We start from the raw sequence: 13,915 nt of genomic DNA, 5'->3' as shown, positions 1-13,915 counted from the left end.
ATTTTTCTCGCGGCCCTGAATATCGGCGCTAAGGCCTTCCTGCTCCATTCTATTGAGGATGGAAGCGGTGATTTGGCTGACGATTTCCTTGCGATTGCCCCGCGCTTTACGCACGGCGTCACCCAACACACGATAACGAATAGGGTAAAGAACGTGAAAGCCAAGATCTTCCAGTTCACAGCGCATCAGATTCATTCCCAGACGCTGGGCAATAGGAGCATAGATTTCGAGGGTTTCATGGGCAATGCGGCGGCGTTTTTCCGGTCGCAGGTGACCCAGAGTACGCATATTGTGCAAACGATCAGCAAGCTTGACGATAATAACCCGTATATCACGGGACATCGCCAGCAACATTTTTCGCAGATTTTCAGCCTGGGCGTGTTGTCTGGTTTCAAATGCCGCCTGCGCCAGCTTGGTGACACCTTCTACCAGCTCGGCAACGGGTTCACCAAATTCGGCGATTACGTCACGTTTGGACATTTCCGTGTCTTCGATAACGTCGTGCAGCAAACCGGCCATGATGCATTCATAATCCATATGCATCATCGCCAGTACATGCGCTACCGCTAGCGGATGCGTGATATAGCGCTCACCACTGCGTCGGGTCTGCCCTTCATGGCATTGCTCGGCAAAGTGATAAGCTCGCCGAATCGACTCGACCTGATTGTTTTCTAAATAATTTGAAGTGGCAAAACACAGATCATCTATCGTGAGTTTGGGCTCGGACTCCTGGATGAAGTCAAGTTCAGACGCAACAGATGGTTTTGCACTCACGGTAAATTAGATTTCGCTTTGCAGCTCTTCATCGCTGACCATGCTTTCTTCGGCATGTTGACGAGCTGAGGTTTTAGTAAGAATAGTGCGATCAACCAGACCTGCGGCAATTTCACGCAGTGCCAGAACAGTAGGTTTGTCGTTATCGACCGGCACCATTGCATCATCACCCATGGCAATCTGACGAGCGCGTTTTGCCGCAACCAGCACTAATTGAAAACGGTTATCTACATTTTCGAGGCAATCTTCAACGGTAGTACGTGCCATGTTAATTTGTCCTGTGGTTAAAAGATGTAATTTTACGAGAGATACGCAGCTTAAGCCAGTAAGTCCGCTAACAAGGTACTGTAATTTGACTGTTGAACAGCCAGTTTGTGCCGACTCGCGACCACAATCGCAGTCAGGCTGGCGAGCGCATGATCAAAGTCATCATTCACAATCAGATAATCAAATTCAACGTAATGTGACATTTCACTCTCTGCGTCTCGCATTCTGCGCGAAATCGTTGCTTCATCATCCTGTCCGCGGCCTCTCAAACGCTGTTCAAGTGCCTGTTTGGATGGCGGCAAAATAAATATACTGCTGCTGTCGGGAAAGTTTTTTCTTACTTGCTGAGCCCCCTGCCAGTCAATTTCCAGAATCACATCATTTCCGGCATGTAACTGGTGATGCACTGCAGCAGCCGAAGTACCATAACTGTTATCAAATACTGTTGCGGATTCAAGAAAATCTCCTGCATCACGCATCTTGCTGAAGATATCCTGACTGACAAAAAAGTAATCTTCGCCGTCAGCCTCTCCCGCTCTTGCAGCACGGGTTGTATGGGATACCGATAAGCGAACATGCGGGTCCTGTTTGACCAATGCTCGAACCAGACTGGTTTTCCCTGCACCGGAGGGTGCCGCCACAATAAATAAACTTCCAGACATTTTGATACCTTGCAGATTGCGCAGTTTCAGTTTTGAAACCTGAATTTCGTTTGTGAAAACAATACTGGTTTACGCTTTTTTGTGCCAGTTTTTTGCAAAGCTAAAAGCAGGCTCTGTGCGAGCTAACTACCGTCATATTATGATTCTTCTTGTTAATAACCCAAGAAAACTTTAATTCCCCCTATTCCAAACAAAAATAAATCTCATTATCATTGTTAATGTCATCAACCATGGAGTGTTCTATGCGCAAAGCAGGTATTTTTCTGAGTGTTTGTTTGGGTTTAAGTCTGTTGTTTATCTCGGGATGTAGCAATGAATCTGAAAACGAGATAAAAGAAGTCAATCTGTATTCCGCCCGAATTGAATCGCTGATCAAACCTTTACTGGATGAATTCACTGAAGAAACCGGAATTAAAGTCAATCTGGTCACTGGTAACGCAGATGAGCTATTGCAACGTCTGCAGAATGAAGGTCGCAATACTCCCGCCGATATGCTGTTAACCACAGACGCGGGTCGTTTACACCGTGCTATGGAAGAAGACTTGTTACAACCCGTTGACTCTGAAATTCTGCAGCAACGCATCCCCTCTTTCTATCGTCATCCGGAAGGTTACTGGTTTGGTTTGTCGCTGCGTGCTCGTCCTATTATGTATGTGAAAGATCGTGTCGATCCTGCAGAACTTTCAACCTATGAAGCGCTGGTTGAACCACGCTGGAACAACCGAATCTGTGTTCGTTCATCAAGTAACATTTATAACCAGTCAATGGTTGCTTCAATGATTGTGGCCAATGGTCAAGCTGCAACGGAAGAATGGGCAAAAGGACTGGTCGCCAATTTCGCCCGTTCGCCACAAGGTGGAGATCGCGATCAGATCAGTGCTGCAGCGGCGGGCCAGTGCGATATTGTTATTGCCAATACGTATTATCTGGCAGGTATGTTGACCAGCAACGATGCCGATGAAAAAGCAGCAGCAGAAAAGTTAGCGGTTTTCTGGCCAAATCAGGATGACCGTGGTGTGCATATTAATGTATCCGGAGCGGGCATTATTAAAGATGCCAAACATCGCGAAAATGCGATTGAACTGCTGGAGTTTCTGACCAGCGATACTGCTCAGCAATGGTATGCAGAAACCAATGGTGAATATCCAGTTCGAGACGATATTGAAAGAGGCAAAGTACTTGAACAGTGGGGAGACTTCCGTGCCGATTCACTGGACATGGATAAATTAGGTGAATTTAACGCCGATGCGTTGCGGCTGATGGACCGTGCGGGTTGGCAATAAGCAATTGCATGCGTAAAGTTGGCAGTTTTGCCCTATCAACTGCCAACTTTACAATTACATGTCCTTCATAAACCAATTTCGCCCCTACCCGGCATTCATTTTTGTACTGGCAGTGGCCCTGTCAATGCCTGTGGCAGTGGTTTTGGCGCATGTTTTTGTTCCCAGTGGTGATATCTGGCAGCACTTAAGTAGTACGGTGCTTCCCGACTATATTCGTAATTCTCTGCTGTTAATGCTTGGCGTCGCTATGGGTACGCTGTTAATCGGTGTCACAACGGCCTGGCTCACCACAATGTGTCAATTTCCAGGTCGCAGTGTGTTCGAGTGGGCCTTGTTGCTGCCAACGGCAATGCCTGCCTATATCATTGCCTATACCTATACCGGAATGCTGGATTTTGCCGGTCCGTTACAAACCAGCCTGCGTGAATGGTTTGGCTGGCAATACGGAGATTACTGGTTCCCTCAGATCCGCTCGCTAAACGGCGCAGTTGCTATGCTGACTCTGGTGCTTTATCCCTATGTCTATTTGCTTAGCCGCGCGGCGTTTCTGAATCAATCAATCTGTGTGCTGGATGTCAGTCGGACCTTAGGTAATGGGCCATGGAAAACGTTCTGGAAGGTAGCGCTTCCGCTGGCTCGTCCAGCAATCATTGCCGGTTTATCATTAGCATTGATGGAAACCTTAGCCGATTACGGTACCGTTCAATTCTTTGGCGTCAGCACTTTTACCACCGGCATTTTCCGAACCTGGTTCGGTATGGGCAGTGCTGCGGCAGCAGCTCAACTCGCCGCTGGACTGATGGTATTTGTCTTTGCCTTGGTTCTGATCGAACGTTATTCCCGTCGTAAAGCCCGCTATCACCACACCAGTCGTCGTCATCAGGATCTGCGTCGTTTCCCACTGACCGGTGGCCGGGCATTTCTGGCATTCCTGTTTTGCCTGTTTATCCTTGGACTGGGTTTTTTATTACCGGCATTGCAACTGCTTAGCTGGACCATCCATGTAGCGGATACCGTGATTGATGCAGAGTTTCTAAGATTACTGGTCAACAGCCTGTCGCTTGCCGCGTTTGCTGCCGTACTCGCTTTGTTACTGGCGCTTGTTATGGCTTATGCCCAGCGACTTTATCCAGGCAAACTGGTGAGCGGAGCTGTTCAAGTGGCAGGAATGGGGTATGCCGTACCTGGCGCTGTTATTGCCGTTGGTGTGATGATTCCTTTTGCCTGGATTGATAACACCATTGATGATTTGGCGCGGAGTCAGTTTAATTATTCCACTGGACTATTATTGAGTGGCACATTGGTCGCAGTCACATTTGCCTATCTGACCCGTTTTCTTGCTGTGTCATTACAAACCGTAGACAGTGGCTTAACACGCATCACCCATTCGATGGATGAAGCAGGTCGTTCGTTTGGATTTCGACCATTACAGATACTGAGACAAATCCATATACCGATGTTAAGTGCATCATTGATGACGGCATTATTACTGGTATTTGTCGATGTATTAAAAGAGCTCCCCGCGACGCTTATTTTACGTCCTTTTAATTTTAATACCTTAGCCGTAAAAGCCTACGAACTGGCATCTGATGAACGTTTGGCCGAAGCCGCTCCGGCAGCATTGGCTATTGTGATTGCCGGCATCATTCCGGTTATTCTGTTAAGTAAAACCATTACCCGATCCCGCAAGTTAAAATTGGCGATTGATGAAAACTGATAGCACTATGCAACTTCCACAATTACTCGTCGACAATATCAGCATTGGTTATGCTGGCAGGCCAGTCGTTGAAGGTATTTCCTTTCACTTAAAAGAGGGTGAAATTGCCTGCTTACTTGGCCCGTCAGGATGTGGGAAAACCTCAGTCTTGCGTGCTATTGCCGGATTTGAACCATTAATGCAGGGCAGCATCGTGTTGCACGGTAAAACCGTCAGCGTTGCTGAGTTTTCCCTGCCTCCGGAAAAACGCCATATCGGTATGGTGTTTCAGGACTTTGCCTTGTTCCCACACCTGACAGTCGCCAAAAATATTGGTTTTGGTTTACAAAAACTGCCACGAAAACAACAGCAGCAACGCGTAGCTGAATTACTTGAATTAGTTGAATTAACGGGGGCCCAAAACCAGTATCCGCATCAACTTTCCGGTGGGCAGCAGCAGCGTGTTGCCCTGGCACGAGCGATGGCGCCACGTCCCGATATCCTGTTGTTGGACGAGCCATTTTCCAGTATGGATTCCGACTTGCGCGAACAACTTGCCCGGGAGGTACGTCATTTACTGCGTCGCGATGGGGTAACAGCGATTATGGTGACCCATGATCAACATGAAGCCTTTGCCATGGCCGATCAGATTGGTGTGTTAGGTCAAGGAAAATTGCTGCAGTGGGGTAACGGTTATGATTTGTATCACCGACCGAGCAGTCGATTTGTCGCGGATTTCATCGGGCAAGGTGTATTGATCCCTGGCGAAATTATTGCAAATAATAAAATCAGCACTGAGCTGGGCATTGTCAGCGGCAAAATGACGACAAATGCGAGTACTGGTCAACAAGTAAACTTATTACTCAGACCGGATGACATTATTCATGACGATAACAGCCCGCTAAAAGCTGAAATTGTTGCCAGGGCGTTCAGGGGAGCAGTTTATCTCTATACTTTGAGGCTACAAAGTGGGCAACACATACTGTGTTTAGTGCAGAGTCATCATCAACATGAGGTGGGTGAATACCTTGGAATAAGGCTAGAAGCTGACCATCTGGCGGTATTTTCAGATTTTCAGGAATAATTCCCAACAAATAACAGGAAGTAGTACCAAGGTACTATAGGCGCTGGCGAGTTTTATCTTTATATTACGTAACGTAGGTTTTAATTATGTCTTTCGCACCTCTGGAGGCGCACTTCTGTATGAAAAAAATTACCTTTATTAAAAGCTTGTTAGTCCTATTAGCGGCATCATTTAGCTTTTCTATTCAGGCAGCAACATTATCTTTGGCGGGTACAACTTCCTACAATGCCAATGGCTTTAAAGGGTCTATTTCTGAGATTCTTAATATTAATAGTTTCATACCAGATGCGTCAGTAGGTTTTTATGTTCCAAAACCTAATCCAACCGCCATGAGTGCGGCACATGTTCAAACGGCTTTATCTGCTATCGGCTCAAGTTTTGTGGTTACGGATTTTTTCAAAATCAACAGTCCTGCCAGCAACACTTTGAATACAGCCCCTTTGGGCCTTTCATTCAGTGGTTTCCTGATGAAATATGGTACAACCACACTAATAGGTCTGTTCAACTCGCCGATCTCCAGCCTGGATTTCTTACCCCATAATGGAAAAGACGTTTCACATATCGCCTATTTCAATACGTCTGTTTCAGAAGTGCCCGTTCCGGCAGCTTTATGGTTATTTGCCCCGGCAATGATGGGGCTTTTAGGCTTAAGACGTCGTCTGAAAAAATAACAAAGAATCTTTTTGAAAAAAGCCGTGCAATGCACGGCTTTTTTTTGGTTTTTTCGTGATTCGTGAAAGGCTTTATTTCTCTATTACCAATGCCTGGCTAAAACTAATAAGTGCGTCCCCCCACACAAGGCCATGACTTTTTCTCATAAAAAATCGAAAACTTGTACCAAAGTACAATATGCAGAAAATCTATTCAGGCCTAGATTGTGAGACGTAGTTCACAAATAATTCACATTTCTAGGGGGGGTGTGCATTATGAATACATACATTAAATCACTAGTAATAGCAGGAATGGCAACCTTGTCATTTGCTGTAAATGCAGCCACATTATCACTTACCAATCCAGTTAACTATTTAACTCCCGCGGGACCTCCTGGCCATGAAGGTACGATCTCCACTGTAGTGAACATTACTGATTATATGCCAGGTGCATCTAGTGGCTATTTAATTGAGGACGCATTGCCTAATGCGGTTGATGCGAGTCAACTCCAAACAGCTTTGAATGCAGCAGGCGCCGGTTTTATAGTGACTGATTTTACAAAAATTGAACCGCCTCCTGTGGGCAATATATTTGACTCTTCATCACTTGGAATCGCATTCCAGGGTTTTTTAATGAAATATTCGAACTTCACGATGGTTGGCTTATTTAATTCACCTATCACTCAATTGAGTTATACCACTCATACTGGTCAGGACGTATCACACATTGCTTATTTCAATACGTCAGCGGTACCGCTACCAGCAGCGCTATGGTTACTTGCACCTACATTGATAGGTTTCCTAGGTTTAAGACGGCGTTTTGCCAGCTAAGCCAAACCAATTTTAATTTTAAGGCCGTGCATAGCATGGCTTTTTTTTGCCTACAATTTATTAAATCAAGTCTTCCGGTGAAATATAACAAACACATTATCTGAGCCTGCTGATTGTTAACCCGATAAAACCCGGTTAATTCAAGTTAAGGCTTATCAGTTTTGCCAAATGTTAATGTGCTGAAAAATCAACAAAACTGCCCTTCAAAGATAACCTCTTTTCCTGCTATCCGATGATCAGCAGTGCCAAATTACGGAAACAGTATCGGCAGTTCTATCGGAGTCATTCATGCTTAAAAGTGTTAGTCGAAAACCACTTTACGTGGGTTTAGCGGCTTCAGCGGGCGGATTGGAAGCACTAACCAGTTTATTAAAAAACCTGCCTAAACATGACAGTATCTGTATTGTCATTGCGCAACACCTTTCCCCTGATCATGAAAGCCTGTTGGCCAATTTGCTCTCGCGCGAAAGTAACTTACCCGTCATTAACGCCAAACATGGTATGCCCTTAATGTTAGGCACTGCCATTGTCATTCCGCCGGGTTATAACGGCACCGTCAGTGACGATATAATATTTCTGCAATCCAATCGCAAACCGGGAGTGCCTAAACCCTCGGCTAATGATCTTTTTATTTCCCTGGCTGAGGCCTATCAGGACCGAGCTGTTGGTGTCGTTTTGTCGGGTACTGGAAGTGATGGCGCTCGAGGATGTCGGGAAATCAAAGCGCGCGATGGTTTTGTGTTTGCTCAACAGCCCAATGAAGCCAAATATGAGGGTATGCCCAAAACCGCGATTGAAACAGGATGCATTGACCGTGTATTGAATGTGGCCAAAATCGCTGAGGAATTGATTCGTTTAGCGAATTATGAAGCCATTAGCAAGCTACCCAAAAATACCGATAATCAATTAGATTCTTTCGATACTATTTTGCAAGCGTTAGCCAGGCATACTGGCGTCAGCTTTTTTAATTACAAAGATAATACCCTGCGCCGACGCATTCATCGGCGATTAGTGGCGACCGATACGGCCAGCTGGATTGAATATGAACAATATGTACAGGAGTATCCACAAGAACTGGATTATCTGTATCAGGATTTACTGATCTCGGTAACTGCATTTTTTCGTGATGCAGACGCTTTTGATGAACTCGAACGACTACTCAGAAAAATCCTGCGAGGAAAAAGTAAAGGTGATGAAATCCGTATTTGGGTCGCTGGCTGTGCAACAGGTGAAGAAGCCTACAGCATCGCCATTTTACTCTGTGAAATTCTGGGAAATGACCTTGTCGATTATCGTGCACAGATCTTTGCCACGGATATTGATACCAAAGCGTTAACCATTGCCCGTAAAGGGAAATATGAACTTGCAGCCATAAAAGGATTATCCCAACAACGGCTGGATAGGCATTTTTCGCACATGAGCGATGGTTATGAAGTCAACAAATCAATACGCGATATGGTGTTATTTGCTAAACATAATCTGGTCGAGGATCCGGCTTTTCTGCGGCTTGATCTGGTGACATGTCGCAATGTCCTGATCTATATGAAAGCCCAATTGCAAAAACAGATTCAGGCCACTTTCCATTATGCTTTGAATCAGGATGGCTTCCTGTTTTTAGGACAATCAGAATCATTAACCAATAATGAGTTGTTTGATATTGATTCTAATGCCGGTCGAACCTTTTCCCGTCGAAATGTAAACAGTTTGGAGTTTTACCGAAGAAACAAGGTGAAACAGCAATCTTTAAGCAAGCCATCCGCCCCGATAAAACCGCCCGTTATGAAGGATGTGGAAACCATGGACGAACGGGTGTTTAAAGCAGTTACCCAACACATCATTAGCAATGCGTTTGTCGTCGATAGCAGTATGGAAATACGGTTTATTTATGGTGATATCTCACCCATCACTCAAATAGGTCGTGGCCGTGCCAGCCTGAATATCCAGAGCATGATTCGCAGCGAATTTCAGCTGGAAATCAAAGGTCTGGTCTATAAGGCCAGAAATGAAACGCAAGCTTACCGCAGTCATAATATTCGCCTGGGCGATATTGCGTATATGTTTGAAGTCATCCCGTTGCAGATCAAAGATATCAATGATGCGTTATATCTGGTCAGGTTCGAACAGACGACGCTCGATGACAATTTTGAAGAAGAAACCGATTCGGCAAATTATGAACGTATCGTGCAATTGCAACAGGAGTTGTCCTCCACCAAGGAACACTTGCAGACAGTGATTGAAGAACTGGAAACCTCAAACGAAGAGCTGCAATCAGTTAATGAAGAAATGCAGTCGGCCAATGAGGAGTTGCAATCGACTAACGAAGAACTGGAAACGGCTAATGAAGAATTGCAATCAACTAATGAAGAACTGACAACCGTCAATGAAGAATTGCAGGTAAAAAGTAATGAAATTATTACGCTTAATGCCGACTTGCAGAATATGCAAAACAGCCTGTCCCACCCGTTGATTGTAATAGATGACAATTTATTACTGACGCACTTTAATCCCGCTGCAGAGCAACTGTTCAATTTGAATACTGACAATGTGGGTTTACGAATCACTCAGTTACGCAGTGACCATAACCTGCCGGATCTGGTCAAACTGATTGAAAAAGCGCGTGAAACCGGGGAAACCGTAAATTTCCAAATTTCCGGTGAACGCCAGTATCTGTTATCGGTTAATTCTTATATGGATAATCAGGGAAATATTAATGGTGCCGTTTTATTATTCTGGGATAACACCGAATTAATTCATACCTATGACCGTCTGAAACAATCCTTAATTGATAATAATCTGCAGGCGCGAGCAATGGAAGCCGCTCAGCAAAGCATCGTTATTGTGGATGCATTGGCTGAGAATATGCCGATTCTATATACCAACCGTGCTTTTACTGAAATGACCGGTTATGAAAGCGAGGAAGTAATCGGTCAAAGTTGTCTGATATTACAGGGTGAAGCCACGCCTGAAATAGCCGTTCAATCCATTAAAAAGGCGATCAAAGAAGGCCGTCATTATGAAACCACGATATTGAATTATCGTAAGGATGGAACAACTTTTTGGAATCAGCTCAACATCGCACCGGTTTATCACAATAATAAAGTGACTCACTTTATTGGCCTGCAATCTGACATTACTCAGACAATAAAAAATAATCGACAAATGTCACTGGCACAATCGGTATTTGATAACACGCAGGACAATATTCTGGTGATTAATGACCGGCAAAATATTCTGTATGCCAATCAGGCAATGCTGACTACGCTCAATATTGAAAATGATGAAATTCTGGCGACTAATGTGAATGACTTTCTGCGATGCGATGAAGAAAGTGAATTATCTTTAAAACAGCTATGGAAGACGTTAGCAGAACAAGGCTCGTGGCGTGGCGAACTCAGCTTTTATATCCATGACAAATTAAAACCCCAGATGGTCTCCATCAGTCGTGTAGAAGATCAGCATGACGGTGATGCGTGCTACGTGCTATTGGCCAGCGATATTGCTGAATTAAAACGACGTGAACAGCAATTACATCAACTGGCCTTATTTGATGAACTGACCGGCTTGCCAAACCGGATGCATCTTAATCAGATCCTGAAAGACACCGTTGCCAGAAGTCATCGCAAAGAAAGTAAGTTCGCTGTGTTATTTCTGGATCTGGATAATTTCAAACGCATTAATGATTCGTTAGGGCATGCTGTTGGTGATGATGTATTGCAGTATTTCACTCATATTGTTTCGAGATTGGTCCGTGAGAGTGATACTTTTGCTCGAATAAGTGGTGATGAATTTGTCATTCTGCTGGAGGACATAGAATCTGAAGTTGATGCACAACTATTTGCACAACGAATCATCGAAAGTATGAAACAACCCTTTCATACCCCTAACCAGAATCTATTTATTTCCTCCAGTATCGGTATTGCCATCTACCCTGAAGATGGCGATTTACCGGATATTCTGCTGCGAAATGCGGATATTGCCATGTACCGTGCCAAAGAAAATGGCAAAGGCTATTTTGGCTTTGTTGACCCGGATCGTTCAGATGAACTTAGAAAGCAATTGCAGATTGAAGCCGAGTTACAAAGAGGTTTGGTTGAGGGGGAAGATATCGGTTTACATTTAGTTTATCAGCCGATATTCCATTGCAGCGAGCCCGATGTAAATGCATCCTTGGAAGCACTGATTCGTTGGCATCACCCCGAATTGGGGCACATTATGCCTCATGAACTTATCCCAATTGTGCAGATGTCAAAACTCACCACAGAACTGGATGAGTGGGTCATCGAACAGGTCGTTCAGCAACGCAAAAAATGGTTAAAGGAGCATCCGGAAAAAGCTGAAAAACTCAGCATTTCCATCAATATGCACCCGACACATTTAAATCGTTTGCATGACCCTGACAAAAGTGAACTTTTGCAAAAGCTGCTAACGCTTTCTCCACTTGACTGGCTGACTATTGAGGTCACAGAAGTGGCGCTTTTATCCCATTTTGAAAATGCAAAACTGGCATTGAAAAACCTCACCGATCTGGGGGTCTCCATCGCCATTGATGACTTTGGTTCAGGTTATTCAAACTTTGGTTATATTACGGAACTCAGTGAAGTTAAAGTAGTAAAACTGGATCGTTCGGTTATTTATCAATTCGAGAAAGACCCGCAAAAACGTCGCAAAGTAAAAGCATTACTGACCATGTTGCACGAAATGGGATATGAAACCGTCATTGAAGGGATTGAAAATCAGCATGCTATGCAAACGGTGAGTGATATTGGCTGCCAGGGCGTCCAGGGCTTTTACCTCAGCAAACCACTTTCTGTTTCTCAGCTGGCTGATAAAGCAATGGATATTCAAAAAAACTAATTTTCTTACTAAAACAGACAATGAAAAAAAAGAGCATAAAAGCATTTAATTGATTGGTCAGGAAGCTATTTCGATCCCAAGAATTACTTCAAAATATTATTAGGCAGACAACTTAATTTACCTACGTACTTTTAAAGAACTTCTACCTGGAAGGTGTTGTTACCCCCCACCCCACACCTGATACTTGCGCTATCTTATTGTTACAATCACAAGGTAAATATGCTAAATTCCCTGCTAATTGCCAATAATAATAAAGATACGTAATCATATGAAAATAATGGAGCTTTTCAGTATGGAAATTAACTGAACATGCTGCTGCTTCAGCAATTTGGGGCGGATCGATCATTGTATCTGCTCAGATATGCATTATGTTTTGTTCTTTTTCTTCTTCCCATTACCAGTTTTGCACAACAATCATTTGTTGGTCAGTGGTATGAAGTCAGTGCCAACTGGATCTTTCCAGATCCGCCTGAAACCACTGTCAATGCTCCGTCTTTAACTGGCGGGCATTACGTCTTTCAATCCGTATTTGATATCACTGATGCTGATGAAACAATCGTTATTGATTTTAAAAATGGCAGCGTATTAGGACATTTTCATCACTATATAACTGACATTTCAGGTAATTTCATTGCAGAAGCCCGGGGTGGAATCGAATCAGAGGTCAAAAACACTTTTTTTATGCGTCATGGACGCGAATTCAGATTGCCTCCGGGTCAGTATCAGCTCACCACCCAACTGGTTTCACCCTATTTTATTGCCCAGCCTCAGCCTTATTGGGACAGCTTGCCGCATTATCGTGAAGCCATAAAATGGGGCACTGTTATTACCCTGGTCAGTATGGGCATTCTGATAAGTCTTGGCGTGTATTACACCATTCTGGCTTTGGTCAGACGGCGTACCACCGAAATCATGTACACCTTTTTTATCATGATGAATGTGCTCTACAACGGTACGGCGCTGTTAATTACCCCGGATCTGTTCAATATCCACTGGTTTTACTTTGTCGGCGGTCCCATTCTGCTGAGTAACTTTGCCTACATTCTGTTTGCCAAGCATTTATTACAGATCCACCCCGAAACGCATCCCAGGCTGGATAAGCTGGCAAAACTGTTTTTAATGATGCTGGCAGTATTATTCGTTGTGGCCATTTTCAATAAAAATCTGATCATAGAATGCGCCCGTTATGGTGTTGGTCTGATGATGCTCTATGCATTGATTGCGGCTCTGGTAAGAGCATTTGAAGGCTATAAAATTGCCTATTTTTATCTGGTGGCAATCGCTGCTTTTTTTGTGATTGGCTCGATAGCAATTTCCAGCAAGGATCTGGATGGTGTATACACCATCTATATCGAGCATATCGGCTTGTTAGCCGTCACGGTTGAAGTATTACTTATCGGTCTGGTTCTGGGATATCAGTTTGCCGAGGTTTACCGGGAAAAAGAACATAATCTGGTGCTGGTCCAGCAGAGTTTGCAAATTGCCCATCATGATGCACTTACAGGCCTGCCCAATCGTTATGCCCTGGATATTTCCATGGAAGAGTTACCGGCTGACGGTATGTTAACGCTGTTGGATATGGATAACCTCAAGCTTTATAACGACACCTATGGGCACCAAAAAGGTGATGAAATGCTGCAGATGTTTGCCAGAGTCCTGTCAGCGAAACTTGGGGATCTCGGCGTACTTCACCGGATGGGAGGTGATGAATTTGCCATCACCAGCGACAGTATTACCTACGCAGAAAATATCAGAGAAGTAATCTCACAAACCATACAATACATGCGACAGAACGGATTTGAAAAAGCCGGTGG

At 44.3% G+C, this 13,915-nt stretch carries 10 protein-coding genes; 7 read left to right on the top strand and 3 right to left on the bottom strand.

All coding sequences use genetic code 11. From position 1 onward, the window contains the following. The 3 genes from B3182_RS05000 to gmk form a co-directional block, all read right to left on the bottom strand. On the bottom strand, window positions 1–735 hold a 735-nt coding region (locus tag B3182_RS05000; protein ID WP_349677926.1), incomplete at its 3' end, for an HD domain-containing protein. A 45-nt stretch (window positions 736–780) separates the two neighbouring features. After that, window positions 781–1,041 (bottom strand): DNA-directed RNA polymerase subunit omega, encoded by a 261-nt coding sequence (gene rpoZ, locus B3182_RS04995; RefSeq protein ID WP_292353577.1) that lies wholly within the window; start codon window positions 1,039–1,041, stop codon window positions 781–783. Between the two features lie 50 nt (window positions 1,042–1,091). Next, window positions 1,092–1,703 (bottom strand): guanylate kinase, encoded by a 612-nt coding sequence (gene gmk / locus B3182_RS04990; RefSeq protein WP_292353576.1) that lies wholly within the window; start codon window positions 1,701–1,703, stop codon window positions 1,092–1,094. A gap of 242 nt (window positions 1,704–1,945) precedes the next feature. Between gmk and B3182_RS04985 the strand changes: the two genes are divergently transcribed. The 7 genes from B3182_RS04985 to B3182_RS04955 form a co-directional block, all read left to right on the top strand. Further along, complete coding sequence (locus B3182_RS04985; protein ID WP_292353575.1) at window positions 1,946–2,986, top strand: Fe(3+) ABC transporter substrate-binding protein; 1,041 nt, start codon at window positions 1,946–1,948, stop codon at window positions 2,984–2,986. 124 nt (window positions 2,987–3,110) lie between these two features. Then, window positions 3,111–4,703 (top strand): ABC transporter permease, encoded by a 1,593-nt coding sequence (locus B3182_RS04980; protein WP_292751765.1) that lies wholly within the window; start codon window positions 3,111–3,113, stop codon window positions 4,701–4,703. Continuing rightward, on the top strand, window positions 4,693–5,766 hold the full coding sequence (locus B3182_RS04975) for an ABC transporter ATP-binding protein (protein WP_292353574.1): 1,074 nt from the start codon (window positions 4,693–4,695) through the stop codon (window positions 5,764–5,766). Before B3182_RS04980 ends, B3182_RS04975 begins: the two co-directional genes overlap by 11 nt. A gap of 119 nt (window positions 5,767–5,885) precedes the next feature. After that, window positions 5,886–6,437 (top strand): hypothetical protein, encoded by a 552-nt coding sequence (locus B3182_RS04970; protein ID WP_292353573.1) that lies wholly within the window; start codon window positions 5,886–5,888, stop codon window positions 6,435–6,437. A gap of 255 nt (window positions 6,438–6,692) precedes the next feature. Continuing rightward, entirely contained in the window at window positions 6,693–7,247 is a 555-nt protein-coding gene (locus B3182_RS04965) for a VPLPA-CTERM sorting domain-containing protein (RefSeq protein ID WP_292353572.1), read from the top strand. A gap of 288 nt (window positions 7,248–7,535) precedes the next feature. Beyond that, window positions 7,536–12,101, top strand: a complete 4,566-nt coding sequence (locus B3182_RS04960) for an EAL domain-containing protein (protein WP_292353571.1) — start codon at window positions 7,536–7,538, stop codon at window positions 12,099–12,101. 309 nt (window positions 12,102–12,410) lie between these two features. Continuing rightward, window positions 12,411–13,915 (top strand): diguanylate cyclase (locus tag B3182_RS04955; RefSeq protein WP_292751762.1); only part of this gene is annotated, 1,505 nt, incomplete at its 3' end.

It is taken from the genome of Methylophaga sp. UBA4204, assembly GCF_002379485.1.
Taxonomy (GTDB): domain Bacteria; phylum Pseudomonadota; class Gammaproteobacteria; order Nitrosococcales; family Methylophagaceae; genus Methylophaga.
Note: the sequence above shows the minus strand (reverse complement) of the source record. Positions and strands in the feature narration are given on the sequence as shown.